27 protein-coding genes are annotated in these 24,166 nt (G+C 73.9%); 8 read left to right on the forward strand and 19 right to left on the reverse strand.

The window, feature by feature from the left end:
* Positions 1-124: 124 nt before the first annotated feature.
* From valS to ACZ6S5_RS26460, 6 genes are all read right to left on the reverse strand, one after another.
* Positions 125-2,794 carry a valine--tRNA ligase gene (gene valS, locus ACZ6S5_RS26435; RefSeq protein ID WP_466004649.1) on the reverse strand — a complete coding sequence of 890 codons (2,670 nt, stop codon included), beginning with the start codon at positions 2,792-2,794 and terminating at the stop codon, positions 125-127.
* Between the two features lie 69 nt (positions 2,795-2,863).
* Positions 2,864-4,408, reverse strand: coding sequence for a trypsin-like serine protease (locus ACZ6S5_RS26440; RefSeq protein ID WP_466004651.1), 1,545 nt, complete (start codon positions 4,406-4,408; stop codon positions 2,864-2,866).
* A 160-nt stretch (positions 4,409-4,568) separates the two neighbouring features.
* Positions 4,569-6,473: an ABC transporter ATP-binding protein gene (locus tag ACZ6S5_RS26445; RefSeq protein ID WP_466004652.1), complete on the reverse strand. Its 1,905-nt coding sequence runs from the start codon at positions 6,471-6,473 to the stop codon at positions 4,569-4,571.
* Complete coding sequence (locus tag ACZ6S5_RS26450) at positions 6,470-8,284, reverse strand: ABC transporter ATP-binding protein (protein ID WP_466004654.1); 1,815 nt, start codon at positions 8,282-8,284, stop codon at positions 6,470-6,472. Before ACZ6S5_RS26450 ends, ACZ6S5_RS26445 begins: the two co-directional genes overlap by 4 nt.
* Before the next feature lie 37 nt (positions 8,285-8,321).
* Positions 8,322-8,834, reverse strand: coding sequence for a methylated-DNA--[protein]-cysteine S-methyltransferase (locus ACZ6S5_RS26455; protein WP_466004656.1), 513 nt, complete (start codon positions 8,832-8,834; stop codon positions 8,322-8,324).
* A complete protein-coding gene (locus tag ACZ6S5_RS26460; RefSeq protein ID WP_466004658.1) occupies positions 8,831-10,324 on the reverse strand; it encodes a DNA-3-methyladenine glycosylase 2 family protein in 1,494 nt (497 codons plus the stop codon). Before ACZ6S5_RS26460 ends, ACZ6S5_RS26455 begins: the two co-directional genes overlap by 4 nt.
* A gap of 329 nt (positions 10,325-10,653) precedes the next feature.
* On the opposite strand from ACZ6S5_RS26460, the gene ACZ6S5_RS26465 reads away from it, so the two are divergent.
* On the forward strand, positions 10,654-11,109 hold the full coding sequence (locus tag ACZ6S5_RS26465; RefSeq protein ID WP_466004660.1) for a hypothetical protein: 456 nt from the start codon (positions 10,654-10,656) through the stop codon (positions 11,107-11,109).
* On the opposite strand, the gene ACZ6S5_RS26470 is transcribed toward ACZ6S5_RS26465, so the two are convergent.
* Complete coding sequence (locus tag ACZ6S5_RS26470) at positions 11,041-12,078, reverse strand: EamA family transporter (RefSeq protein ID WP_466004662.1); 1,038 nt, start codon at positions 12,076-12,078, stop codon at positions 11,041-11,043. The two genes, ACZ6S5_RS26465 and ACZ6S5_RS26470, sit on opposite strands and share 69 nt — an antisense overlap.
* Positions 12,079-12,085: 7 nt before the next feature.
* Between ACZ6S5_RS26470 and ACZ6S5_RS26475 the strand changes: the two genes are divergently transcribed.
* Both ACZ6S5_RS26475 and ACZ6S5_RS26480 read left to right on the forward strand, forming a co-directional pair.
* Positions 12,086-12,595, forward strand: coding sequence for a MarR family winged helix-turn-helix transcriptional regulator (locus tag ACZ6S5_RS26475; protein WP_466004663.1), 510 nt, complete (start codon positions 12,086-12,088; stop codon positions 12,593-12,595).
* 35 nt (positions 12,596-12,630) lie between these two features.
* Positions 12,631-13,377, forward strand: coding sequence for a Type 1 glutamine amidotransferase-like domain-containing protein (locus ACZ6S5_RS26480; RefSeq protein ID WP_466004665.1), 747 nt, complete (start codon positions 12,631-12,633; stop codon positions 13,375-13,377).
* Here ACZ6S5_RS26480 and ACZ6S5_RS26485 read toward each other — a convergent pair.
* Positions 13,365-13,928 (reverse strand): exonuclease, encoded by a 564-nt coding sequence (locus ACZ6S5_RS26485; RefSeq protein ID WP_466004667.1) that lies wholly within the window; start codon positions 13,926-13,928, stop codon positions 13,365-13,367. The genes ACZ6S5_RS26480 and ACZ6S5_RS26485 overlap by 13 nt on opposite strands.
* A 104-nt stretch (positions 13,929-14,032) precedes the next feature.
* Between ACZ6S5_RS26485 and ychF the strand changes: the two genes are divergently transcribed.
* On the forward strand, positions 14,033-15,118 hold the full coding sequence (gene ychF / locus ACZ6S5_RS26490; protein WP_466004669.1) for a redox-regulated ATPase YchF: 1,086 nt from the start codon (positions 14,033-14,035) through the stop codon (positions 15,116-15,118).
* Positions 15,119-15,162: 44 nt separating this feature from the next.
* Here the strand turns inward: ychF and ACZ6S5_RS26495 are convergent, their stop codons facing one another.
* Positions 15,163-15,513: a DoxX family protein gene (locus ACZ6S5_RS26495; RefSeq protein ID WP_466004671.1), complete on the reverse strand. Its 351-nt coding sequence runs from the start codon at positions 15,511-15,513 to the stop codon at positions 15,163-15,165.
* 107 nt (positions 15,514-15,620) lie between these two features.
* Between ACZ6S5_RS26495 and ACZ6S5_RS26500 the strand changes: the two genes are divergently transcribed.
* The gene (locus ACZ6S5_RS26500; RefSeq protein WP_466004673.1) at positions 15,621-16,148 is read left to right on the forward strand and encodes a dihydrofolate reductase family protein; all 528 of its coding nucleotides are present in this window, start codon (positions 15,621-15,623) and stop codon (positions 16,146-16,148) included.
* Between the two features lie 7 nt (positions 16,149-16,155).
* Here ACZ6S5_RS26500 and ACZ6S5_RS26505 read toward each other — a convergent pair whose 3' ends face one another.
* The 7 genes from ACZ6S5_RS26505 to ACZ6S5_RS26535 all read right to left on the reverse strand — a co-directional run bounded on the left by ACZ6S5_RS26505 (position 16,156) and on the right by ACZ6S5_RS26535 (position 20,929).
* Positions 16,156-16,857 carry a hypothetical protein gene (locus tag ACZ6S5_RS26505; protein WP_466004675.1) on the reverse strand — a complete coding sequence of 234 codons (702 nt, stop codon included), beginning with the start codon at positions 16,855-16,857 and terminating at the stop codon, positions 16,156-16,158.
* A gap of 210 nt (positions 16,858-17,067) precedes the next feature.
* Positions 17,068-17,592 carry a GNAT family N-acetyltransferase gene (locus ACZ6S5_RS26510; protein ID WP_466004677.1) on the reverse strand — a complete coding sequence of 175 codons (525 nt, stop codon included), beginning with the start codon at positions 17,590-17,592 and terminating at the stop codon, positions 17,068-17,070.
* A 19-nt stretch (positions 17,593-17,611) separates the two neighbouring features.
* A complete protein-coding gene (locus ACZ6S5_RS26515) occupies positions 17,612-18,652 on the reverse strand; it encodes a hypothetical protein (RefSeq protein WP_466004679.1) in 1,041 nt (346 codons plus the stop codon).
* Positions 18,649-19,137, reverse strand: a complete 489-nt coding sequence (locus ACZ6S5_RS26520; protein ID WP_466004680.1) for a SigE family RNA polymerase sigma factor — start codon at positions 19,135-19,137, stop codon at positions 18,649-18,651. Before ACZ6S5_RS26520 ends, ACZ6S5_RS26515 begins: the two co-directional genes overlap by 4 nt.
* Before the next feature lie 73 nt (positions 19,138-19,210).
* Complete coding sequence (locus tag ACZ6S5_RS26525) at positions 19,211-19,630, reverse strand: DUF6234 family protein (protein ID WP_466004682.1); 420 nt, start codon at positions 19,628-19,630, stop codon at positions 19,211-19,213.
* A gap of 57 nt (positions 19,631-19,687) precedes the next feature.
* Positions 19,688-20,065: a hypothetical protein gene (locus ACZ6S5_RS26530; RefSeq protein ID WP_466004683.1), complete on the reverse strand. Its 378-nt coding sequence runs from the start codon at positions 20,063-20,065 to the stop codon at positions 19,688-19,690.
* 453 nt (positions 20,066-20,518) lie between these two features.
* Positions 20,519-20,929 carry a GntR family transcriptional regulator gene (locus ACZ6S5_RS26535; protein ID WP_466004685.1) on the reverse strand — a complete coding sequence of 137 codons (411 nt, stop codon included), beginning with the start codon at positions 20,927-20,929 and terminating at the stop codon, positions 20,519-20,521.
* 262 nt (positions 20,930-21,191) lie between these two features.
* Here ACZ6S5_RS26535 and ACZ6S5_RS26540 point away from each other — a divergent pair, with 262 nt between their 5' ends.
* On the forward strand, positions 21,192-21,503 hold the full coding sequence (locus ACZ6S5_RS26540; protein WP_466004687.1) for a DivIVA domain-containing protein: 312 nt from the start codon (positions 21,192-21,194) through the stop codon (positions 21,501-21,503).
* Positions 21,503-21,760 (forward strand): hypothetical protein, encoded by a 258-nt coding sequence (locus ACZ6S5_RS26545; RefSeq protein WP_466004689.1) that lies wholly within the window; start codon positions 21,503-21,505, stop codon positions 21,758-21,760. Before ACZ6S5_RS26540 ends, ACZ6S5_RS26545 begins: the two co-directional genes overlap by 1 nt.
* Positions 21,761-21,772: 12 nt before the next feature.
* Here the strand turns inward: ACZ6S5_RS26545 and ACZ6S5_RS26550 are convergent, their stop codons facing one another.
* Positions 21,773-22,480, reverse strand: a complete 708-nt coding sequence (locus ACZ6S5_RS26550) for a SanA/YdcF family protein (RefSeq protein WP_466004691.1) — start codon at positions 22,478-22,480, stop codon at positions 21,773-21,775.
* A gap of 117 nt (positions 22,481-22,597) precedes the next feature.
* On the opposite strand from ACZ6S5_RS26550, the gene ACZ6S5_RS26555 reads away from it, so the two are divergent.
* A complete protein-coding gene (locus tag ACZ6S5_RS26555) occupies positions 22,598-23,047 on the forward strand; it encodes a hypothetical protein (RefSeq protein WP_466004693.1) in 450 nt (149 codons plus the stop codon).
* A gap of 6 nt (positions 23,048-23,053) precedes the next feature.
* On the opposite strand, the gene ACZ6S5_RS26560 is transcribed toward ACZ6S5_RS26555, so the two are convergent.
* Complete coding sequence (locus tag ACZ6S5_RS26560; RefSeq protein ID WP_466004694.1) at positions 23,054-23,779, reverse strand: class I SAM-dependent methyltransferase; 726 nt, start codon at positions 23,777-23,779, stop codon at positions 23,054-23,056.
* Positions 23,780-23,797: 18 nt separating this feature from the next.
* The gene (locus tag ACZ6S5_RS26565; RefSeq protein WP_466004696.1) at positions 23,798-24,160 is read right to left on the reverse strand and encodes a PH domain-containing protein; all 363 of its coding nucleotides are present in this window, start codon (positions 24,158-24,160) and stop codon (positions 23,798-23,800) included.
* Between the last annotated feature and the right edge of the window lie 6 nt (positions 24,161-24,166).

Here is a 24,166-nt window from a genome sequence, read left to right on the forward strand (position 1 = left end):
GGCGGCACGCCGTCCGCCCGTCGAGGCCGCAGATTCACGGAAAGAGTGGCCCCGACGGCGCGGACGGCCACTCTTTCCGTGAATCGGTGCGGATCTTGGACCGGGTGCGGGTGGGTGGGACGGGTCAGAAGGCGCAGGCGATGACGAGTTCGGTGGTGCGGTCGGGAAGGAGGTCGAGCTTGGCGATCCGGCCGGCCGCGCGGAGGTCGTCGGCGACCAGGGTGAGGCGGTCGAGCACGGCGGCCGGGCCGAGCGCCTCGGCCAGCGGCACCTCCGCCTTCATCGACAGCTTCCGCTCCGACTTGGCCCGGCGCACCTGGCCCAGCGCGTCCGCGGCCAGCCGCAGCAGCTCCGGGTCACCCGGCCCCTGGACGGCCCGACCCACCTCGTACGTGGTCGGCCAGGTCGCGCGGTGCACCGAGCCGTACCGCCACCAGGACCAGACCTCCTCGGTGACGAAGGGCAGCACCGGCGCGAAGAGCCGCAACTGCACCGACAGCGCGGTCGCCAACGCCGCCCGGGCCGAGTCGGCCCCGGGCCCGGTGCCGTAGGCGCGTTCCTTCACCAGCTCGATGTAGTCGTCGCAGAACCGCCAGAAGAACGCCTCCGTCGCCATCAGCGCGGCGGTGTGGTCGTACCCGTCGAAGGCGGTGGTCGCGGTGGCGACCACGCCGGAGAGTTCGGCGAGCATGGCGGTGTCCAGCGGCTCGGTGGCCGACAGCTCCAGGTCGTGGCGTGGCGTCAGACGCGCCGAGCTGGAGCTGTCGTACGGGGTGCGCAACGCGTCGGCGGCGCCCAGCCCGAGGGCGAACTTCGACGCGTTGAGCAGCTTGGTGGCGAGCCGGCGACCCACCTTGATCTGCGCCGGGTCGAAGGAGAGGTCCATGCCGGGCTTGCCGTTGGCCGCCCAGTAGCGGACCGCGTCCGAGCCGTGCTGCTCCAGCAGCCCCATCGGGGTGACCACGTTCCCCTTGGACTTGGACATCTTCTTCCGGTCCGGGTCCAGGATCCAGCCGGAGAGCTCCACGTCCCGCCACGGCAGCACGCCGAACTCCAGGTGCGAGCGGAGCAGGGTGGAGAAGAGCCAGGTCCGGATGATGTCGTGCCCCTGCGGGCGCAGGTCCATCGGGAAGACCCGGCGGAACAGGTCCGGGTCGGTCTCCCAGCCACCGACGATCTGTGGGGTCAGCGACGACGTGGCCCAGGTGTCCAGCACGTCCGGGTCACCGACGAAGCCGCCCGGCATCCCGCGCCGCGTCTCCTCGTAGCCCGGCGGCGGCTCGCTGGACGGGTCGACCGGGAGCACCGACGCGTCCGGCGTGAGAGGGTGGGACCAGTCCGGCTCGCCAGCGTCGTCGAGCCGGTACCACACCGGAACCGGCACGCCGAAGAACCGCTGCCGGCTGACCAGCCAGTCGCCGGTCAGGCCGCCCACCCAGTGCTCGTAGCGGTGCCGCATGTGCTCCGGCACCCAGTGCAGCTCCCGGCCCCGGGCCAGCAGCTCGTCCCGCAGGCCGGCGTCCCGGCCGCCGTTGCGCAGGTACCACTGCCGGGTGGAGACGATCTCCAGTGGCCGGTCGCCGCGTTCGTAGAACTTGACCGGGTGGGTGATCGGGCGCGGCTCGCCGACCAGGTCGCCGGCGTCGGCGAGCAACTCCACGATCGTCCGCCGGGCGCCGTTCACGGTCTGCCCGGCCAGCGCCGCGTACGGCTCCGCCGGCACGCCGGCCGGCGGCTCGGGGAGCAGCCGCCCGTCCCGGCCGATCACCACCCGGGTGGCCAGCTCCAGGTCCCGCCACCAGGTCACGTCGGCCAGGTCGCCGAAGGTGCAGACCATCGCGATGCCGGTGCCCTTGGCCGGGTCCGCCAGCGGATGCGCGCGCACCGGCACCTCCACCCCGAAGACCGGGGTACGCACCGATCTGCCGACCAGGTCCGCGTACCGCTCGTCGCCGGGCTGGCAGACCAGCGCCACGCAGGCCGGCAGCAGCTCCGGCCGGGTGGTGTCGATCAGCACCTCTCGCCCGTCCGGCGCGTGGAACCGCAGCCGGTGGTACGCGCCGGGCCGCTCCCGGTCCTCCAGCTCCGCCTGGGCCACCGCGGTGGCGAACCCGACGTCCCAGAGCGTCGGCGCCTCCGCCTGGTACGCCTCACCCCGGGCCAGGTTGCGCAGGAACGCCCGCTGACTGGTCGCCCGGGCCACCCGCCCGATCGTGGTGTACGTCAGCGACCAGTCCACGGAGAGCCCCAGCCGCCGCCACAGCGCCTCGAAGACCTGCTCGTCCTCCACGGTGAGCAGCTCGCACAGCTCGATGAAGTTGCGCCGCGAGATGGCGGTCGGGTTCTTCCGGGCGTCGTCGGTCACCGGGGTGGCCGGCGGCCGCCAGTCCCGGTCGTACGGCAGCGCCGGGTCGGGGCGCACCCCGTACACGTTCTGCACCCGGCGCTCGGTGGGCAGGCCGTTGTCGTCCCAGCCCATCGGGTAGAAGACCGTCCGGCCGCGCATCCGCTGGAACCGGGCCACCGTGTCGGTGTGCGTGTACGAGAAGACGTGCCCCATGTGCAGCTCGCCCGATACGGTCGGCGGCGGGGTGTCGATCGCGTACACGTCCGACCTACGGCCATCCGGGCTCGGCGCGTCTGCCGCCGCGCCGCGACCCCGGACAGCCGCCTTCGAGCGGTCGAACGCGTAGGTGCCGTCCTCCTGCCAGCGGCGCGCCCAGGTCTCCTCGATGCCGTCCAGGGTGGGACGTTCGGGGACGCCGGCGCGGGCCGTCCTCGCCGTGTCGGTCATCGCCCGATCGTAGGCACCCGGTGACGGATGGCTCCACAGCTTTGCCGTGTCCCAGGTGTCGACCTGCGGTCAGCGGGCGATCAGGCCGGTCCCCGGGCCCCGGGTGGCGAGCTGGAAGTAGCCCGGGCCGCCCTGCAATGCGTTGACCCGGGCCAGGATGGTGGAGACCGGGGCGTAGTGGTTGTGCTCGTCCGGGTTGGTGCATGGGCCCGAGCCGGGGTCGCCGTCGGAGAGGATGCCCAGCGCCCTGCCGTCGGACTCGGTGAAGAGCGGGCCGCCGCTGTCCCCCGGCCGGGCGCAGATCCGCACGTCGATGCCGCCGCCGGACTTGCCGTCGATCTCGCCGCAGCGGGTGCCGGGCAGGTAACCGGCGCCGGCGCCGGAGTCGACGTAGACCTCGCCGGACTTCGGCGTGTAGCCGGAGCCGGTAGCGCAGACCACCCAGCCGGTCTGGATCGCGCTGTATCGCACGTACCCGGTGATCGGCACGTCCCGGCCGGTGGTGCAGCCCGGGTTGTCGGCCACGCACCAGTAGTTGACCAGGCTCGGCCCGGCGGCGCCGGGGTACTTCCAGCGCTCCAGCGCCCCCGCCTGGTACGGCATGATCGCGTAGTCGTTCGGGAAGGCGTTCTCGGCCAGCACCGGGGCGGTCGACTCGACCGAGACCGGCACCTTCGGCCCGAGGAACTGGTGCCACGTCGTGTCGACGTGCTGGTGCCGGCCGCCGACCACGCAGTGCCCGGCGGTCAGGATGTACCACTTCCCGGTCCGGGAGCGGATGTTGAAGCCGACCGTGCAGCCACCGACCGTGCCGTCGTCGCGCGGCACGTCCAGCCGGATGCCGCCGCGCATCGGCGCCTGAGCGCAGTAGCGCGGGTCGCACGCCTTCGGCACGACGCCCGCCGGGCGGGGCCGCGCCGTCGCCGGCACACCGGCGGCGGCGAGCGCCTCGGTCAGCCGGCTGTCATCGGCCGCGATCCGCCCTCCGGTGAGCACCGCCAGCGCGTTGCGCTGCGGGTCCACCACCACGTCCTCGCCGGCGGTCCCGCCGAGCGCCTCGGCCAGCCGGGCCGCGGCGTCGGTGAGCTGGCGCAGCGAGTGCCGTACCGCCAGCACCCGTACGTGCCCGGCGTCCGGCGTGTCGGCCACGGCCGGGCGCACTGCGGCCGGGTCGGTGGCCGCGACGACGAGCACCCCGCCGGCCGCCTGGTCCAGCCACATGCCGCCGTACGTGCCGGGCTGGTCGGCGGCCAGCCGGTCGGCGAGCGGGCCGGAGTATTCCTGCAGGGCGAGCCGCCGGGCCGCCTCGGCTGCCGAGACGCCGTAGCGCTCGCGCAGGTAGGCGACCGAGGCGGGGGCGGCCGCGGCCACCTGGGTGGCCGGGCGGGCGGCGGTGGGTGCGGCGGCGGAAGCCGGGCGGCCACCGGTGGTGGTGCGGCCGCCGCGGCTGCCGAGGCCGGCCTGCGCGCCGGCCGTCGGGTCGTCCGCCGGGGCGTCGACGCCCGGCTGTTCGGCGGCGGTCGCGACGACCGGCCGGTCGGCGTCGCCGCCCCGGCTCAATGCCACCGCGGTCGCCCCGATGGCGCAGGCGACGGCCACTCCGGCAACAACCACGCGTCGGCGGATACGCACGCCGCGAACCTCCCGTGTCGGCGATGCCGATCGGCCCGGTCGACGTCTCGGGTCGGGGCGCCCCGGGCAGGGCCGGGGACGGAGCCGATCGACGATCGGGAAGTCTAGCCGCCGCGCCGGCCGCGCCGTGGTCCCGCGCCCGTCAGATCAGCGAGTCCCGCCACTGGCGGTGCAGGGCGGCGTACCGGCCACCGGCGGCGGCCAGCTCGGCCGGCGACCCGTCCTCGACGATCCGACCGCCGTCCAGCACCAGCACCCGGTCGGCGGTCTCCACGGTGGAGAGCCGGTGCGCGATGACCAGCGCGGTGCGGTCCCGCAGTACGCTGCGCAGCGCCCGCTGCACCAGGCGCTCGGTCGGCACGTCCAGCGACGAGGTGGCCTCGTCCAGGATCAGCACGCGCGGGTCGGCGAGGAACGCCCGGGCGAATGCGACGAGCTGGCGCTGCCCGGCCGAGAGCCGGCCACCCCGGCGGTGCACGTCGGTGGCGTACCCCTCGGGGAGCGCCGCGATGAAGTCGTGCGCGCCGATCGCCCGGGCGGCGGCCTCCACCGCCGCGTCGTCGGCGTCCGGCCGGCCGAACCGGATGTTCTCCGCGACCGAGCCGCTGAACAGGTGGTTCTCCTGGGTCACCAGCACGACCGCTCGGCGCAGCTCGGCGTCGGCCAGGTCCCGCAGGTCCACCCCGTCGAGGCTGACCGTGCCGCCGGCCGGGTCATGGAACCGGGCGAGCAGCTTGGCGACGGTCGACTTGCCGGCGCCGGTCGGCCCGATCAGCGCGACGGTCTGCCCGGCCGGCACGGTCAGCTCCAGCCCGGACAGGATCGGCGCGTCCGGCCGGTAGCCGAAGGTGACCGACCGGAAGGCCACCGTGCCCTGGGGCGCGCCGGTGGGGAGCCGTACCGGCCGGTCCGGCTCGGCCACCCCCGGCCGCTCGTCGAGCACCCCGGTTAGCTTCTCCAGCGCCGCGGTGGCCGACTGGAGGGCGTTGTAGAACTGGCTGAGCTCCTCCATCGGCTCGAAGAAGCGGCGCAGGTAGAGCAGGAAGGCGGCGAGCACGCCGACCTCCGTCCGGCCGCCCAGCACCCGGGCGCCGCCGTAGCCGAGCACCAGCGCGGCGGTCAGGTTGCCGATCAGCCGGATGCCCGGCGAGTAGACCGCGATCAGCCGGAACGCGGCCAGGCTGGCCTGCCGGTAGTCGTCGTTCACCGCCGCGAAGATGCGCTGGTTGCGCGACTCCCGGCGGTACGCCTGCACCGCCCGGATGCCGCGCAACGACTCGACGAAGTGGACGATGACCAGCGCCACGGTCTCCCGGGTCCGGCGGTACGCCCCGGCGGACGCGCGGGCGAACCAGCGGGACAGCAGAAGCAGGAACGGGAAGGCGAGCAGGGTGACGGCGGCCAGCGGCGGGTCCAGCCAGAGCAGGATGCCCGCCACCGAGAGCACCGACAGCGCCGCCATCACCAGCTTGTCGATCCCGCCGTCGACCAGTTCGGCGATCGAGTCCAGGTCGCTGGTCAGCCGGGACACCATCCGGCCCGAGGTGTAGCGCTCGTGGAAGCCGACATCGAGGCGGAGGAAGTGGGCGTACACCCGGCGGCGGAGGTCGAGCAGGACGGCCTGGCCGATCCGGGCGGCGAGGGAGAGGAAGCCGCGGCGGGCGGCGTACTCGGTGCCGGTGGCCACGGCGAAGGCGGCGGCGACGGCGATCAGCGGGCCGGGGTCGCCGGCCCGCAACGGGCCGATGCCCCGGTCGATGCCGAGCATGACCAGGTACGGACCGGCCATCGCGGCGGCGTTCTGGACCAGCAGCAGGGCCACCGCCAGCCTGAGCCGTCCCCGGTGCGGGCGCAGCAGCCGGCCGAGCAGCGCCCGGCTGCGGACGCGGAGCCGGGCCACCGCCTCCGGCGTGGTGTCCTCGGCCCGGCTGCGGTCGGCGTCCGGGTCGGTGGCCCGCCCCCGCCAGCGGGACAGGTCGACGGCGTCGCCGCCCGGGGGCCGGCGCGGCCGGGGGACCCGGGGCGGTCCACCCGGCGCGTCGGTCACGAGCGCACCAGGCCGGCGCCGTCGGGCTGCCGCTCTGGCTCGGCGGAGAGCACCGCCCGGTACGCCGGCACCCTCGCCAGCAGTTCCGAGTGGGTGCCGACGGCGACGATCCGCCCGCCGTCGAGCAGGGCGACCCGGTCGGCGAGCGCCACCGTGGACGGCCGGTGCACCACCAGCAGGGCGGTGGTGTCCCGCAGCACCCGCCGCAGCGCGGCCTCGACCAGCGCCTCGGTGTGCACGTCGAGCGCGGACAGCGGGTCGTCGAGGACGAGCAGGGCGGGCCGGCCGAGCACCGCCCGGGCCAGCGCCAGCCGCTGCCGCTGCCCGCCGGAGAGCGAGAGCCCCTGCTCGCCGACCCGGGTGGCCAGCCCCCACGGCAGCTGGTACGCGAAGTCCGCCTGGGCCAGCGCGAGCGCGCCGCGTACCTCGTCCTCACCGGCGTCCGGCCGGCCGAGGGTGAGGTTCTCCCAGACCGACATGGAGAACAGGGTCGGCTCCTCGAACGCCACCCCGACCAGTCGGCGCAGCGAGCCGAGCCGCAGGTCGCGCAGGTCGTGCCCGTCCAGGGTGATCCGGCCGGCGGTCACCTCGTGCAGCCGGGGGACCAACGAGAGCAGCGTGCTCTTGCCGCAGCCGGTCGCGCCGACCAGGGCCAGCGTCTCGCCCGGTTCGACGGTCAGGTCGATTTCGCGCAGCACCGGTCGGCCGGTCCCCGGATAGCGGAAGGTGACCCGCTCGAAGCGCAGCCGGCCCCGGACCTGGCCGCGGTCCAGCGTCCGGGCGTGCGGCGCGTCCACGATGCTCGGCGGGGTGTCCAGCACCTCCTGGATCCGGTCGGCGGCGGTCGCCGCCTCCTGCCCGTTGGCGATGATCCAGCCCAGCGACTGCACCGGCCAGATCAACATGAGCTGGAGACTCACGAAGGCGACCAGCTCACCGATGGTGAGCACGCCCCGGGCGACCGCCGCCGCGCCGGCCACCAGCACCACCCCGAGGGTCAGGTTGGGTACCAGGTCGAACAGCGCCGACGTGCGGGCCAGCAGCCGTGCCTTGGCGATCCCGATGTCGTGCAGCGCCCGGGCGCCGGTGCCGAACCGGGCGGTCAGCTCGGGCCCGCGCCCGTACGCCCGCATGGTCCGCAGCCCCAGCGCGGTCTCCTCCACCAGGGTGGCCACGTCGCCCTGCTGGTCCTGCATCCGGCGCGAGGTCGCGTGGTAGTGGCGGGCGAACCGCCGGCTGATCAGGAACAGCGGCACCGCGCTGGCCGCCACCAGCAGGCCGAGCCACGGGTGCAGCCGGATCAGCAGCACCACCACGGCGGCGTAGGTGACGAGGTTGAGCACCAGGAAGAGCAGGCCGAAGGAGAGGAACCGGCGGATCACCGACAGGTCGCTGGTGATCCGGGAGAGGAGCTGGCCGGACTGCCAGCGGTCGTGGCACGCGGGCGGGAGGCGTTGCAGGTGGGCGTAGACGTCGGCCCGGATGGCCGCCTCCATGCCGACCGAGGAGGAGGACTGGGTCCACCGACGGATGAAGATCAGCACCGCTTCGGCCAGGCCGAGCAGGAGGGCGAGGGCGCCGAGCCGGAGCAGCCCGGCCGCGTCGTGCCGGGCCACCGGCCCGTCCACCACCCGCTGCACCACGAGCGGCACGGCCAGGCTCGCCGCCGTGGCGGCCAGGGCGGCGAGCAGCAGCCAGGCGAACTCGATCGCGTACGGGCGCAGGTAGGGACGCAGCCGCCAGAGGTTGCGCAGCGGGCGCGAGCGGGCGTCGTGACGCACCGCTGGGTTGCCGTCGCTCTGCGCAGGCACTAGCCGACGGTAGCGGCAGGGGGTGACGCCACCGCTGTCAGCTTGCCGTCAGGCGTCCCTCATGCCCGAGAAGCCATTTCTTCACGTCCAGCCCCCACCGGTAGCCGCCGAGCGTGCCGTCGGTGCGCAGCACCCGGTGGCAGGGGACGAAGAGGGCGGCGGCGTTGCGGGCGCAGGCCGCCGCGGCGGCGCGTACCGCGGCGGGCCGTCCGGCCAGCCCGGCGAACCCGGTGTACGTCACCGGCTCGCCCGGCTTGACATCGCGCAGCACTCGCCAGGCGTGCGCCAGGAACGCCCCGTCGGTGTGCTGTTCCACCTCGACCGCGTCGATCGCGGCCAGGTCGCCGGCCAGGTACGCCCGGACGGCGGCGGTCACCGGGCCGAGCTCGGCGCGTTCCCGCAGGTCACCGCGGAGGCTCGGGTGCATCAGCGGCACCAGGGTCGCCGGGTCGGCGGTGAAGCCGGCGGCGCGTACCGCCCCGGTGGGCCCGGCGAGGACGCTCAGCGGGCCGGCGGGGGTGTCGACGAGGGTGCTGTCCAGTGTGGTCATGCCGCTCTCCAGAGTCGGATCACCGCGTACGACCGCCAGGGGCGCCAGCGGTCCGCATACGCGTTCAGGGTCTTCGGGTCGCACGCCAGGCCGAGCGCGGTCGCGCCCCGGCGTACGCCCAGGTCGGTGGGGAGGAGGACGTCGGGGTCGCCGAGTGCCCGCATCGCGACGTAACCGGCGGTCCACGGTCCGATCCCGGGCAGCGCGACGAGCCGCCGGACCGTCTCCTCCCGGTCGCCACCCGGTTCCAGGTCCAGTTCCCCCTCGGCGACGGCCCGGGCCACCGCCCGCACCGTCTCCCGCCGCGCCACCGGCATCCGGAACGCCGAGTCCGGCGCCCCCGCGACCTCCTCCGCGCTCGGAAACGCGCGGTGCTCTTGTCGATCATGAGGTTGGCCGCCGTTTTGGAGATCGACTTCGCCGTCAACCTCATGATCGACTTCGTCGGGTCGGGTGGCCGCGGTGGTGAGGAGGTGGGTGAGGGTGGTGCGGGCGGAGGCCAGGGAGATCTGCTGGGTGGTGATCGCGCGGACGGCCATCTCGAAGCCGTCGACCGCGTGCGGGAGGCGGACGCCGGGCTCGGCGCCGACCGCCGCCGCCAGCGCGGGGTCGTCGGCCAGGGTGGCGTCGATCGCCAGCGGGTCGGCGTCCAGGTCGAGCAGGCGGCGGCAGCGGGCCACCGCGGGCGCCAGGTCGCGCAGGTCGGCCAGGCGCAGCGTGGCGGCCACGTGCCCGTCGGCCGGGCTCAGTGCGATGGTGCCGTCGCCGTGCGGCAGCCGGACCCCCCGCCGGTACGTCCCGTCGCGCACCTCCTCCACGCCGGGCAGCGCCCGGACGGCGAGGAAGTCCAGCAGCGCCGCCGCGTGCAACGGCGGCCGGTACGCCAACCGCAGCGAGATCGTGCCCGCCCCGCTCGGCACCGGCCGACCGCCCCGGGTGACCCGCAGCTCGGACGGGGTGGCCCCGTACACCTCGCGGACCGTGTCGTTGAACTGCCGGACGCTGCCGAAGCCAGCGGCGAACGCGATCTCGGCCATGCCCAGGCCGGTGGTCTCGATGAGGATCCGGGCGGTCTGCGCGCGTTGCGCCCGGGCCAGCGCCAGCGGGCCGGCCCCCAGTTCGGCGTGCAACATCCGGTGCAGGTGTCGCTCGGTGTAGCCGAGCCGGGCCGCCAGCCCCGGCACCCCGTCCCGGTCGACCACCCCGTCCGCGATCAGCCGCATCGCCCGCCCCACCACGTCCGCCCGGACGTCCCACTGGGGCGAGCCCGGGGCGGCGTCGGGGCGGCAACGACGGCAGGCGCGCAGCCCCGCCCCCTGGGCGGCGGCGGCGGACGGGAAGAACCGGACGTTCTGCCGTTTCGGCGTCACCGCCGGGCAGGACGGCCGGCAGTAGATCCCGGTCGAGGTCACGCCGGTGTAGAACCAGCCGTCGAACCGCTGGTCGCGGCTGTCGACGGCCCGGTAGCACCGCTCGAAGTCCAATTCCACGCCACCGATACTGCCTCGCAGGTCCAGCCCTCGGCTGGCGGGATTCGGACCTGGCCGTACGCGGCCGCCCCGGCGTGGTCTCCGCCGGCCTGCCCGGTGGCCGTCACCGTGCCGGCGGGTGAGCTGGGAGCGGCCACACCCCGCAACGCGCTATGCGGCATCTCGCGGCTTCCGCGCGCCCGGATGCCCTGACCTGCCGCATCCGGAGAAACCCTGGTGCCGCAATCGATTCCGGCGCGGAAAGTGTCGGTAGTGGTCGGTACGGTCCCGCCACCAACTCAAGAAAAGGTGCGGGGGATGGCGAGCGTGGCCGGGCGGGGTGCCCGCTGATGCGATCGGGGCGGATACGGCTGGACCGCGCGGTGGTGCAGGGCTTCTACGACCGGATGCGGGTGGTGGCGCCGGCCGCGTACGGCGCGATCGAGCGGGACCGGGCCGACGACCCGGGGCGCGCCTTCGCCGAGACCGCCTGCGGCCGGCTCGCCGGCTCGCTCGACGCGGCCGGGCTGCGCGCGCTCGGCATGTGGGCACACCACTGGTGCCTGCGCTTCTACGACGACGACACCCGGGTCGGGGCGCGCCTGCTCCGGGAGATCGCCGGCCGGTCCGGGCTGGGCTGGACGGTCGACGAGGTGCGCTGGCTGCTCGACCGGTCGTACGCGGCCGGTCCCGCGGCGGCGCACCGGTTGGTGCTGCCGCGGGCCGCCGCGGCCGACCTACCGCCCGGCGCCCTGCCGGACTGGGGCGACGGGGCGGCGGAGCTGCCCCGCCTCCTCGCCGGCTGACCCCGCCGGCGCCGTCGACCGGGCCGGGGCGGGCCGGTCGGGCAGTTGGCCGAACACCATCGCGCCCACCGCCACGGTGAAGCCGACGAGCTGGGCCGGGCTGAGCGTCTGGTTCAGCACCAGCCAGCCGAGCATGGCGGCGGTCAGCGGGCTGAGCGCGCCGAGCACCGACACCCGGGTGACCGGCAGCAGCGCCGCGCCCCGGAACCACAGCGCGTACGCCAGCGCGGTGCCGGCCAGCCCGAGCCAGGCGTACCCGAGCAGGGCGGGCCCGTCCGGGGCGGGCGGCGCGCCCTCCACGGCGGCCGCGACCGGCGCGATCAGCAGGCCACCGGCGACCAGCTGCCAGCTCGTCGCGGCGAGGGTGCCGACGCCGGGCGGCCGGCCCCAGTGGCGGGTGAGCACCAGCCCGGCGGCCATCGCGGCCGTGCCGGCGAGCCCGGCGGCGACGCCGAGCGGGTCGAGGCCGGCGCCCGGCCGCAGCACCACCAGGGCGACGCCGAGCGGCGCGGCGAGCGCGGCGACGAGGGCGCGGCGGCCGGGCCGCTGGCCCAGGACGGCCGCGCCGAGCGCCGCGACCAGGAGTGGCTGGGCCGCGCCCAGCACGGCCGCCGTGCCGCCGGGCAGCCGGTACGCGGCGACGAAGAGCAGCGGGAAGAACGCGCCGATGTTGAGCGCGCCGAGGACCGCCGCCCGCCACCACCAGCCGCCGTGCGGTCGGCGCCGGGTCAGGGCGAGCAGCAGCAGCCCGGCCGGCAGCGCCCGGAGCACCCCGGACCAGAGCGGCCGGCCGGCGGGCAGCAGCTCGGCGGTGACCAGGTACGTGGTGCCCCAGGTGACGGGGGCGGCGGCGGTGAGCAGAACGTCGGCCCAGCGGCGGTCTATGTCGCCTCGCTTTCTCGATGCTAAGTAGCTTAGTGCTAAACTAATCAGTGTCGAGCGAAGGGGGAAGTGCGAGGTGCGGCACAATTCCTGCGTGGCAGCGGACGACGTGGACGTGATCGTCGAGCAGTGGCGCCGGGAGCGGGCGGGGCTGCGCCCCGAACCGATGGCCGTCTTCGGGCGCATCTACCGGCTGGCCCGGCTCGTCGGCGACCGGCAGGAGCGGGTCTACGCCGGCTGGGGGATCGGCCGGGGCGAGTTCGACGTGCTCGCCGCGCTGCGGCGCTCCGGCGAGCCGTACACGCTGGCCCCCAAGGCGCTGGCCGCGGCCCTCATGCTCACCTCCGGCGGGATGACCGGCCGGCTCGACCGGCTGGAGCGGGCCGGTCTGGTCCGGCGGGCCCCCGACCCCGCCGACCGGCGGGCGCTGCGGGTCAGCCTCACCGACGAGGGCCGTCGGGTGGTCGAGGAGTCGGTCGAGGCCGGGCTGGCCGTGCAGCGCCGGATCCTCGACGCGTTGCCCCCCGCCGACCAGGAGCGTCTCGGCGACCTGCTGCGGACCCTGCTCGCCGCTGCCGAGGCGGACCAGCCCGACCGGGCATGATGATCGGGACCCGTCGCCGACCGGAGGGGGAGACCATGCCCGCCAGCGCACCGACCATCGTCGCCACCAGCATGGGCTTCAGCAGCCGCCGCCGCGGCCCGTGGGACGTCAAGCCCGGGCCGGTCTTCGAGCTGATGGCGGAGCTGGCCCAGGCCGGCGACGCGCCGAGGATCTGCTACCTGAACCAGGCGGTCGGTGATCAGCCCACCTCGTTGACCCTCTTCCACGGCGCGTTCGCCGGCACCCGGTTCCGCGCGTCCCACCTGGCCCTCTTCCCGATGCCCAACGTCGACGACGTCCGGGCGCACCTGCTCGCCCAGGACGTCATCTGGGTCGGCGGCGGCAGCGTCGCCAACCTCTGCGCGGTGTGGCGGGTGCACGGGCTGCCGGACATCCTGCACGAGTGCTGGCAGGCCGGCGTGGTGCTCGGCGGTGTCTCCGCCGGATCGATCTGCTGGCACCTCGGCGGCCCCACCGACAGCTACGGGCCGGAGCTGCGGCCGTTCACCGAGGGGCTCGGCTGGCTCCCGTACGGCAACGGCGTGCACTACGACAGCGAGGAGCAGCGCCGGCCGCTGATGCACCGGCTGGTCGCCGAGGGCACCCTGCCGACCAGCCACTGCACCGACGACGGGGTCGGGCTGGTCTACCGGGGCACCGAGCTGGTCGAGGCGGTGGCCGACCGCGAGGGCGTGGCCGCGTACGAGGTGACCCGGGCCGAGGACGGCACCGCCCGGGAGACCCGGATCGAGCCCCGGCTGCTGACCGCTCAGTCCTCCTGAGCCTGCCGGCGGCGGACCGCGTCGAAGACCTGGGCCAGCTCGGCCGCGTCCTCCCCGGCGTGGTGGGTGTGCGGCAGGTCGGTCAGGCCGAGCTGGTGCTTGATCGTGCCCTTGCGGGTGTCCCGCCACTCCACGCCGGTCAGCCCCATCCAGTAACTGCGCAGGTCCACCCCGGAGCCGGTGGCGCCGAACGGGCTGTGCCCGACGAACCGGACGAAGTACCAGTGCACGAACATGCCGTCCCAGACCGCCGGGGCGGCCAGGAACACCGGCCGGCCGATCCTCCGCAGCCCGTTCACCCACCTCGCGGCGGCCCGCATCGCCTCCTCGGCGGTGGGGGCCTCGCGGAGCAGACGGTCCCGGTCCAGCCCGGAGACGGCCAGCGCGGCCGGTACGAACTCGTCGGAGATCGGCCGCAGCTCGGTGTAGAAGGTCAGATCGGGGTGGCCCGCCACGGCCATGCCGAGCGAGATCATGCTGTACGGCCCGGGGATCGGGCCGTCCGCCTCCACGTCCACGGCCACGTACAGCTCGGGCAGTCGGTCGGTCACCGGCGCACGCTAGCAACGCGTACGCGGTGACCGCCGTCCCTTTTCCCGGCCCGGGCGGACCTGCCTGCCCGCTGCCGGCGGCGAACCGCGTAAGCTGGCTCGTCGTGAGTCTCACCATCGGCATCGTCGGCCTGCCCAATGTGGGCAAGAGCACCCTGTTCAACGCGCTGACCAAGAACGACGTGCTCGCCGCGAACTACCCGTTCGCCACCATCGAGCCGAACGTCGGCGTGGTCGGGCTGCCCGACGAGCGGCTGACCACGCTCGCCGAGATCTTCAGCTCGCAGAAGGTGCTGCCGGCGCCGGTCTCGTTCGTCGACATCGCCGGCCTGGTCCGGGGCGCCTCCAAGGGGCAGGGCCGGGGCAACGCGTTCCTGGCGAACATCCGCGACGCCTCGGCGATCTGCCAGGTGGTGCGCGCCTTCTCCGACCCGAACGTGGTGCACGTCGACGGCAAGGTCTCCCCGGCCGACGACATCGAGACGATCAACACCGAGCTGATCCTGGCCGACCTCCAGACCCTGGAGAAGGCGCTGCCCCGGCTGGAGAAGGAGGCCAAGCTCCGCAAGGACCGGGCCGCCGCCGTCGAGGCCGCCAAGAAGGCCGTCGAGGTCCTGGACAACGGCACCACCCTGTACTCGGGCGCGGCCGCCGCCAAGATCGAGCTGGAGCACCTGCGCGAGCTGCACCTGCTCACCACCAAGCCGTTCCTCTACGTGTTCAACGTCGACGAGGCCGAGCTGGGCAACGCCGAGTTCCTCGACGAGCTGCGCGCCCTGGTGGCGCCCGCCGAGGCGGTCTTCATGGACGCCAAGATCGAGTCCGAGCTGGTGGATCTGCCCGAGGAGGAGGCCCGCGAGCTGCTGGAGTCGATCGGGCAGTCCGAGCCGGGCCTGGACCAGCTCGTCCGGGTCGGCTTCCGCACGCTCGGGCTCCAGACGTACCTGACGGCCGGCCCCAAGGAGGCGCGGGCCTGGACCGTCCCGGTCGGCGCGACCGCGCCGGAGGCCGCCGGGGTCATCCACAGCGACTTCCAGCGCGGCTTCATCAAGGCCGAGGTGGTCTCCTACGCCGACCTGGTCGAGGCCGGATCGATGGCCGCGGCGAAGGCCGCCGGCAAGGTCCGGATCGAGGGCAAGGAGTACGTGATGCAGGACGGCGACGTGGTGGAGTTCCGCTTCAACGTCTGACTCCGGCCCGTTCCCGCGGCTCAGGCGGGCCGGCTCCCACGGCTTCAGCCGTGGTAGCCGAGATTCACGGCCAGTGCGGCCACCGCCGTCGAGAAGAACACGGCCCATCCCACGAGCTGGCGGGAACCCACTCGCAGGTGCGCAAAGAGCGCGCCGACGAAGTACAGCACGAGGCCGACGGCGGCGAGTGTGCCCAGCAGTGGCACCGCGAACCCGGCCAGCAGCCCCAGAGAGCCCGCCGCCAGCAACGTGCCCAACACCGGTACCCACGACCGTGGCACGCGCTTCATGTCCGCCTGGGCCTTTGGATAGTCGTGGCCGATCAGGTAGGTGACGGCGGCGATGCCGGTGAAGACCGCGGCGAGGATGGTGATCGTGACGTAAGCGGCGAACATGAGCCCTCCTGGTTGTTTGCTGCAAGGACGAGCCAGCCGGGTGGATGTGACGGACCTTTTCCGACCACCGGCGGTCCACCAGACTGGCCACCGATGGAGGGAGAACCATGGCCAAGCTGCTGTACTCGGCGACGGCGTCGCTCGACGGCTTCATCGCCGGCCCGGGTGGCGACATGTCCTGGCTGACCGAGCATCTCGGGAGCGAGAACCCGACGGCGGAGCGCCTGCTGGCCGACGTCGGCGCGCTCCTGGTCGGCAACCGCACCTTCGGCGGCGACGACCCCAACCGGGGCACCGACAAGGAGGGTGCGTTCGGTGGCCGGTACCAGGGGCCGGTGTTCGTACTGACCCACCGGCCGCCGGCCGAGCCGAGCCCGGGCGTCACCTTCGTCGGCGACCTGGACAGCGCCGTCGCGCAGGCCAGGGAGGCGGCCGGCGACAGGTACGTGAACATCCTCGGCGCAAACGTCGCGAAGCAGTGCATCGAAGCCGGCCTGCTCGACGAGATCCTGATGTTCTTCGCCCCGGTGCTGCTCGGGGACGGGGTGCGGATGTTCGAGCACCCGCACGGCACCAGGGTGCGGCTGGCGCCGATTCCCGGCGAGACGGTGCACTGGTACCGCGTCGTCTACTGAGCCCCGCTCACCCCGTCACGAGCTTGCGCAGCGCGGCGATCAGCGTCCGGTCGCGGACCTCGGCGTAGATCTTCTTGTCGGGACCGACCAGGACCACGTACGGGCAGGACTGGTCGTCGCCGCCCATGGCCTTGTCGAGCAGCTTCCGGCCGGTCGCCACCTCGTACACCCGGAGGCGGTAACCGGCCTTGGACAGCGTCAACGTCTCCGGCTTCGGGTCGTCGTACTTGCAGCGGCGGATGGTCGCACCGGTGCTGACCCGATCCAGGCAGGCGACCAGCTGCACATTCCTGGGGTCTTCCGCCGCCCAGGTCTGTTCCACCCGCTTCGACAGGCCCAGGTCGTAGTGGTAGGTCTTGTCCTGGCGGCGATGGTCCGCCGGGCCGTCCCCGACGAGCAGCACCACCGGGTGCGGGGCCTTGCCGGCACGCCTGGGCGACTGCGGGTAGTAGAGGGTTCCGTCGCACACGTCGTTCAGATCGGAGATCTCGGCCGCCGGGTAGTCGCTGGCCTGCGGCCCCTGCAGCACCGGCTCCAGACTCCCGGCAGGCTCGGCGCTCGCGGTCGGGCCGTGGCCGGTCACCGGCGGTCGCGGCGCCTCGGTCGCCGGGCCGGCGGTGTCCGCCGAACGCAGCAGGAAGGCGCCGCCGACCAGGCCGGCGCAGGCCACCAGCAGCAGCACGCTCAGCGTCGCGACGGCGATGACCAAGCCGCGGTTGCGGCCGGTCGGCGGCGGAAGTGCGTCCCAGCCCGCCGGTGGCTGCGGCCCGAACGGTGCCGCTCCTTGATCCGGTACGCCCTCCGGCGTCGATCCCGCGTCAGATTCGGCCCCCGTGCCGGACATGATGCATTCCTCTTTCGATCCAAGGTGAAGCGCGAATGTATCAAGATCGTCGCCCAGCGTGGGGGCAGTGCGTGGCTAGAGCTTGATCCAGTAGCGCCGGGCCGCGCCGAGTTCGGTGTCCCGGATGTCCTCCAGGACGCCGCCGCTGCGCTCGATCGTCCGCGCCGAGGCGAGGTTGTCCGCCGCGCAGGTGACCAGCACGCGTTCCAGGCCGAGCGCTCGCGCCTCGTCGAGCATTCGGCCCAGCGCCCAGGTGGCGAGACCGCGTCGGCGCGCGGACGGCCGGATGCCGTACCCGATGTGCCCGCCGACCCGCAGCAGGAAGTCGTCGAGCTCGTGCCGCAGCGCGATCCCGCCGAGCACCCGCTCGCCCTCGACGATCCACCGGTACGTGCACCGCACCCGGCCCGGGCCCGGCGGCCTCGCCGGATCCGACTCGTCCAGCAACCGGGCCACCCAGGCCGCGAACCCGGCCGGCGAGCTGACCTCGTCGGAGGGGCGCAGCCCGAAGCCGTCCTCGTGGAGACCGGTGCCCCATTCGTCGTGCGCCGCCAGCCAGGCGGCGTGCAGCCGGACGGTGGGTGCGATCAGGTCGGGCATGCGGCGACGATAGCCGTGTTCAGCCCAGCCAGCGCACACCCTCGGCGATCCGGATCAGCACGGCCGTGAGCCCGGCCGGCGCCGGCCCGGGCCGCCCCCGCTCGTCGGTCGGCAGGTTTACCACCACGCTCAGCCGCCCGTCGTGGAACCCCTCGACGGTGAGCAGGGTGCCCCCGTTGAGCAGGTAGGCAGGATGGCCCTGGATGCTCCCGATCCGCTCGCCACGAGCCGTCGGGTCGTCGCCGCCGAGGTCCGGCCACCACGTGATGTGGTACTCGGTGCCGGAATCGATCTGTAGCTGGTCGACAATGACGCCGTCCTGCGTCGTGGCAGTACCGGACGAGTCGATGAGCCGGCCCGATCCGTCCTGGTAACCGACGTTGGTCTCCGCACCGCGGCGCTGCCCGACGAACGCGAGATGCTGACCCGGCGGAAGGTACGTCGGGGTGAACCGAGCGATGACTGATCCGGCGGGCGTCTCGCTGATGTTTTCGGCGATCCGCCGGGCCGTGGTCTCCAGCTCCGGCGCCTCCCTTCCGCCGCCGTACTCGATGCGGACCCAGCGGCCGGACGGCAGCGGGAACCGGACGAACGCCCGGGTCCGCCGGGTCACGACCTGGCCGGTGCGACCGTTGACCGTGATCTGTTTCCATCCCGGCGTGAGCTTCGCCGGTCCCTGCCAGCCCGACAGGTCGATCGACACGGCCAGGTACGGGCCGCCCGCCATTGGATACAGGACGGCCTGCCGTTGGGGGCCGCAGCTCCGGGTGGGCTCGGCCAGGCCCTCCGGCAGCCAGCCGAAGCTCAGACGGCACTCCTGCGCCGGCACGGCCGGCGGTGCCGCGCTCCCCGCCGGGCGGGGGGAGGAGAGTTCGGAGCGTCCGACCACCACCGCCGTGCCGCTGACCGCGAGGACGGTGAACGCGGCGAGGCCGGCGGTGGCGTACCGGCGGCGCCGGCGGGCCCGGACGATGCCCGCCCGTACCCCGGCCAGGACCACCTCCGGGTTCGGCGTGTACCGCTCGCCCTCGGCGAGCGTGCGGGTCAGTCGTGCGTTCATCGGCTCTCCTCCAGTTCCCACTCCAGCCGGAGGGTGGCGAAGGCACGCGCCCGGTAGACCCGCACCGACGAGACAGCGCAATTGAGCACCTCGGCGATCTCGCCGTCGGAGAGGTCCTCGTAGTAGCGCAGCACCAGCACGGCCCGCTGCTGCGGCGGCAGCGTCGCCATCCGGGCCCACAGGTCGTCCCGCTCGGCGTGACCGACGGCGTGGTCCGGGCCGTGCTCCTCGACCGGTCGGCGCGCCTGATCCAGCGCGGCCCGGCGCGCCCCGCGCCGCCGTAGCGACAGGTACTCCGTGAGCACCATCCGGCGCAGGTAGAGATCCGGCCGGTCCATCCGGGCGATCCGCCCCCAGCGGGCGTGTGCCCGGATAAGCGTGTCCTGGACCACGTCCTGGGCGAGGTCCCGATCGCCGGTCAGCACGGCCGCGTAGCGCAGCAGCGCCGGCAACCGGGCGGCGATCACCTCGTCGAAGCTCTCCACCCGCACACCTCCTGCCCGAAGAAACGTCGCCAGGGGCGCGGGATGTGACACCGACGCTTCGGGGTCGGCGACCTCAGCCGCCCGGGCACCGCGTGTCGCCGCCGCTGTGTTCCACGCAGTGGCCCGGTGGCCCCGGGGGCGGCGGTGCCGGGCGCAGGTCGCGGTAGGCGAACGCGGCGACCGGCAGGCCGGGGAGCAGGAGCGCGAGGGTCAGGACCAGGAAGACGACGGCGGTACGGACGAGCCGCAGCCGGTACGCCACCAGCGCGATGATCGCGGGTCCGCCGACCGCCACCAGGACCAGGACCAGCATCGCCGCGGCTCCCTGATGCTGCGGCGCGGCCCTTTCTCCAACCGGGTCCGAGTAGCTGTCGGCCCACTGTCGCATCGCGATGCTGAACATCCACCAGACCAACGCGAGCAGTCCGAGCACCCAGGTCAGGACCAGGAATCCGACGACGGGTCCCGCCCGGCGAACGGTCGAAGACGTCATACGCCCCAGCCTGGCCAGATGCCGGCCGGACCCGCATGAGGCGGCGTACTCAGTCGGTCACGCCGGGGCGGCGGCGGAGTCGGCGAGCAGGTGCAGGGCGTCGCGGCAGCGGAGCAGGCGTACGGTGATCTCGTCGAACATCGCCGGGTCGGTCCGGCCGCCGGGCCGCCACATCGCACGCAGCGCGGCCTGGCTCAGCGCCAGTTGGGTGGCGGCGCCCTCGACCAGGTTGACGTACTCGTCCCGGTGGGCCGGTGGCGCGCACCGGGCGGCCTCCCGCGCGGCGACGAGCGGCGCGCCGGTCCGCGCAAAGAGTGCCTCCGCCCCGGCGCCGGCCGCCGCCGCGCCGATCTCCGCCAGCACGTGCTCCAGTTCGGTCGCCGCGACGGTCATCCGGCCGACCGCCACCAGTGTCTCCTCGCCCAGCCTCACCACGTCGCCGACGATATCGCCGCAGACAGCGGATGTCGCGCGGCGCGGTCGCGCGGCGCTAGCCTCACCGCCGTCGCGTCGGATGGCGAGGGACGGGTGGAGCGCCACCGCGATGTCGTACCCCTCCACCGTCCCCACCTCTGTTCGCGCCCGGAGACTGGGACAACGCCGCCGAGGTACCGGCCGAGCTGATCGCGCTGGTGGAGAGGACGTACCGGCCGGTCAACCTCCCCGAATACCCGTCCTGGGCCGACCCGGCGGATCCGATCCGGTGCTTCACGACCCCCGGCCAGCTGTTGCGGATGGACGGCGTGGGCGAATGGGCCTGGCTCCACGTCCGTGGCCGAATCGGCGAGGATCGGGAACGGATCGAGCAGACCGTGCCAGCGCGGTGGAGCATCGGTCACTCGTAGTCGATTGCCGTCATCCTGCATTGTGCGGCCGCGTCCCAGCGCGTCATGCCGGGCGGGTCAGCTCGACCTCGTCGGCCGCCAGGACCTCGACGCTGCCCTGCGGGTCGCGGACCTCCAGCACCGGTACGCCCTCGTCGAGCTGCAACGACCTGCGCTCCTTGCCACTGGGCATCCGGGCGATCACGGTCGCGCCCGGAGTCAACTCGACCTGCCGCCGCTCCGGGGTCTCGCGGACCCGGGTTCCGTGCCCTCGGCTGGTGGTTACCAATCCCTCTGAGCGGAGCAGCGCGATTCCCATACGGACCGCGTCCCGCCCGATCCCGTACTCCTGCACCAGGCGGGACTCGCTGCCGACGTTGGCGCCTGGCGCCAACTCGCCGGACTCGATGCGCTGCCGCAGCAGGTCGGCGAGCTGCACGTACACCGGGGTGTGCGAGTACGGATCGATGGACATGCGACAAGCCTTATGGCCCTATAGGCAACATTGGGTGCGGCCCTATGGCCATAAGTACTTGTGTGCCGATGGCCTCATGTTTAGAGTGTCAGTCACAGTCCGTGCTCGGGTGGAAACGCCCGAATGCGTGGCCGTTGCTGACCAGCCCTGCTGTCGTACCGCTGATCGGAGCTGCGGTGGTGGGGCGGGGTGGTCGGCCCGCGCGCGGCGGGCGGGTGCGGCCACCCCTTCCAGTTCTGAGGCCGAGAGAGGTGGGGCGACCATGCATGCCTTCTTCCGTGGGCTGCGCCGGAACGGGCGGCCGCGACGCGGCCCGGCGACCTGCTACCGCTCCTCGACGTATGTACCGCTGTTGCCCTGGCAGGTGCGGCAGCGGCGGTTCCGGCCGACCGGGCTCGGCCGGCGCGGGCTCGACCCGGACGAGGTGCGGGAGTTTCTGGACCGGGTCGCCGACGACCTCGCCGCCGCGTACCGGGCGCTGGGCGACAGCCGGCAGGAGGCGGCCCGGATCAGGGACGCGCTGCGGCACTGGCAGTCCGAGCACGCGCAGCAGCGGATCGAGGGGTACCGCTGATGGTCGAGCGGGAGCGCTTCGTCATCCACCTGCCGGTCGCCGCCGGGGACCTGACCGGCGCGGTACGCCTGGCCCGGGTCGTCGCCCGCTGGGCCGGCCTGCTCTCCCAGGCCGACGCGGGGGAGACCACCGTGTCGGCCGAGGACGACCAGGGCGTACGCCATCGGGTCTTCTGTGACCTGCGGCTGCCCGGCGGCCGGCGCTGCCTGCTCCGGGCCGACCACGACGGGCCGTGCGCCCGCCGGCTCACCCGCTGACGATCCGCGCGGTCAGCTCTCCCGGAGGGCGTCCTCGACGCCGGTCTCGTGGCGGCCGAGGTGCACCGGGTCGCGGCCGGAGAGCACGTCCACGGCCGCCTTCACACAGGCGCCGTACTCGCGGGTGGAGCTGATCCACCAGCGTTCGGCGTACCGCTTGGCGGTGTCGTCGCCCACGCCGTTGGCGTCGATGCCGAGGTGCCGGCACAGCGACACGGCGCGGGGCAGGTGGAACGACTGGGTCACCACGGTCGCCCGGTCCACCCCGAAGATCCGCTTCGCTCGCGCGCACGAGTCGTACGTGTCGAAGCCGGCGTAGTCGAGCACCACCTTTCGCGCCGGCACGCCCCGGTCGACCAGCCAGCGGCGCATCGCCTCGGGCTCGTTGTAGTCGGCGTTCATGTTGTCGCCGGACACCAGGATCGCCCGGACCTTGCCGGCGGCGAACAGCCGCTGCGCGATCTCCAGCCGGCCGGCGAGAAACGGCGACGGGCTGCCGTCGGCGCTCACCTTGGTGCCCAGGACCAGGGCGACCGGTGCCGCCGGCACGTCGGCCTCGGTGAAGACGTGGCCGTCCGCGCCGCCGCGTATCCACGCCGCGCTGCCCGCCACCCCGCCGGCCAGCAGCACCGCGCCGACGGTCGCCACGAGGAGCACCCGCCGCACCAGCCGCCGGTGCGTCCCGCACCACTGCCTGACCACCGTGAATCGCCCCCGCATGCGGACGATTATCCCCGCCCGGCACGCGCACCTCGCCGGCCGCGCCGCTCGGTCAGGCCCGGCGCGTCGCGCCGACGGCGATTAGCGTGGATGCCTCGGCGGCAGGAGGAGGACGAGATGGTGCAGCGGAACCCGGTGCTCGCGCGGCTCGACGTGCTCGTCGGTCGGTGGACCGTGCAGCCGGCGGTCGAGGGCCTCGGTGCCGGATGGACGGAGTTCAGCTGGGTCGAGGACGGTAAGTACCTGCGACAGTTCAGCGACGCGGAACCGTTGCCCGACACCGCGCCGCAGGCGTGGCGGGAGAACAATCCACTGCCCACCACCTCACTGATCGGGCTCGACGACACGGCCGGGGCGTTCAGCGTGTTGTACGCCGACGCGCGGGGCGTGCACCGGGTCTACCAGATGACGTTCGCCGACCAGGTCTGGCGCATGTGGCGGGACGCGCCCGGCTTCCACCAGCGCTGGATCGCGACGGCCGGCGCGGACACCATCGTCGGCCGCTGGGAGAGGTCGACGGACGGGGTTGACTGGACGCTCGACTTTGAGCTGACGTACCGCCGCTGACGGTGGTCAGGCTCCGGCTCGGGCCACGACGATCAGCTCGCCGTCGTCACCGGCGCCGACCGGCTCGCCGGCCCAGCCGCCGTGCAGCCGCTCAACGGTGAACCCGGCCGCCGCGAGGGCCGCCCGCAGCTCCGCCTCGGTCCGGAAACGCAGCGTGCCGGGGCTGCGCAGCTCCTCCCCGCAGGGGAGGAGGTAGTGGTGGAGGAAGCTGACCAGCCCGTCGCGTACCTCGGTCAGCTCGGTCCAGGCGTCCACCGGGGTGCCGTCGGGCAGGGTGAGCCGGCGGCGGGAGTCGGTCGGGTTCCAGCGTTCCCAGCGGCGGGCCGCCGGGTCGCGGGAGTCGAACGCCAGCCGGCCCCCGTCGACCAGCGCCCGGCGCAGGTCGGCGAGGGTACGCGTCCACTCGGCGTCGTCCCGGATCTCCTGCGCCACGTGGCTGGTCAGCAGGACCAGGTCGGACGCGGCGTCGGGCAGGTCGGCGGCGGTGCCCTCGACCCAGGTGACCCGCCCGGCGCCGGGCTTGGCGCGGGCCGCGTCCAGCGACGCCCGGGCCGGCTCGACCCCGGTGACGGGGTGACCGGCGGCGGCCAGGGCCAGGGTGAGCCGCCCGGTGCCGCAGCCCAGGTCGACCACCCGGGCCGCCGGCGTCTCACCTGCGAGGCGGAGGAAGAACTCGTCGTCGCGCCCCCACCGGTTCTCCATGTCGTAGAGCGCCGCCAGTCGTGCCGTCACGACCGGTCAGGGTAGCGGTCAGGAGATGTGGTGGAGGATCACGTTGTGCACGTGGTGGCTCTTCTGCGCGCCCCGGAACTCGACCTCGTAGGTGTGCGTGCCGACGTGGATGGCGATCGCGCCGGTGGAGAAGAACGACCCGCCCCAGGACTTGTTGCTCACCACGCTCACGCTGGTGATCTTCGAGTACGGAATGCTGGTGATGGCGTACTTCTTGCCGACGAAGGAGCGGTCCTGAATGATCACCCGCCGGTCGGTCAGGCCGATGAACCCGGTGCCGGCGCCGATCGCGTCGTAGACGGCGATGATCTGTTCGCCGGCCAGGAGGCCGCTCTGGATCTGCTGGAACTGTTCCCTGTGGTCGTACGTCGGACTGGCCATGCGTCC

The organism is Micromonospora sp. NPDC051924 (genome assembly GCF_055586005.1).

Bases quoted from the DNA above. Each gene is read 5' to 3' on its own strand.
- ACZ6S5_RS26555 (WP_466004693.1), top strand. From the start codon at position 22,598: ATGGTGCAGCGGAACCCGGTGCTCGCGCGGCTCGACGTGCTCGTCGGT.
- ACZ6S5_RS26565 (WP_466004696.1), bottom strand. From the start codon at position 24,160: ATGGCCAGTCCGACGTACGACCACAGGGAACAGTTCCAGCAGATCCAG.
- ACZ6S5_RS26465 (WP_466004660.1), top strand. From the start codon at position 10,654: ATGCGATCGGGGCGGATACGGCTGGACCGCGCGGTGGTGCAGGGCTTC.
- ACZ6S5_RS26480 (WP_466004665.1), top strand. From the start codon at position 12,631: ATGCCCGCCAGCGCACCGACCATCGTCGCCACCAGCATGGGCTTCAGC.
- ACZ6S5_RS26495 (WP_466004671.1), bottom strand. From the start codon at position 15,513: ATGTTCGCCGCTTACGTCACGATCACCATCCTCGCCGCGGTCTTCACC.
- ACZ6S5_RS26540 (WP_466004687.1), top strand. From the start codon at position 21,192: ATGCATGCCTTCTTCCGTGGGCTGCGCCGGAACGGGCGGCCGCGACGC.
- ACZ6S5_RS26535 (WP_466004685.1), bottom strand. From the start codon at position 20,929: ATGTCCATCGATCCGTACTCGCACACCCCGGTGTACGTGCAGCTCGCC.
- ACZ6S5_RS26500 (WP_466004673.1), top strand. From the start codon at position 15,621: ATGGCCAAGCTGCTGTACTCGGCGACGGCGTCGCTCGACGGCTTCATC.
- ACZ6S5_RS26550 (WP_466004691.1), bottom strand. From the start codon at position 22,480: ATGCGGGGGCGATTCACGGTGGTCAGGCAGTGGTGCGGGACGCACCGG.
- ACZ6S5_RS26545 (WP_466004689.1), top strand. From the start codon at position 21,503: ATGGTCGAGCGGGAGCGCTTCGTCATCCACCTGCCGGTCGCCGCCGGG.
- valS (WP_466004649.1), bottom strand. From the start codon at position 2,794: ATGACCGACACGGCGAGGACGGCCCGCGCCGGCGTCCCCGAACGTCCC.
- ACZ6S5_RS26455 (WP_466004656.1), bottom strand. From the start codon at position 8,834: ATGACCACACTGGACAGCACCCTCGTCGACACCCCCGCCGGCCCGCTG.
- ACZ6S5_RS26515 (WP_466004679.1), bottom strand. From the start codon at position 18,652: ATGAACGCACGACTGACCCGCACGCTCGCCGAGGGCGAGCGGTACACG.
- ACZ6S5_RS26510 (WP_466004677.1), bottom strand. From the start codon at position 17,592: ATGCCCGACCTGATCGCACCCACCGTCCGGCTGCACGCCGCCTGGCTG.
- ACZ6S5_RS26525 (WP_466004682.1), bottom strand. From the start codon at position 19,630: ATGACGTCTTCGACCGTTCGCCGGGCGGGACCCGTCGTCGGATTCCTG.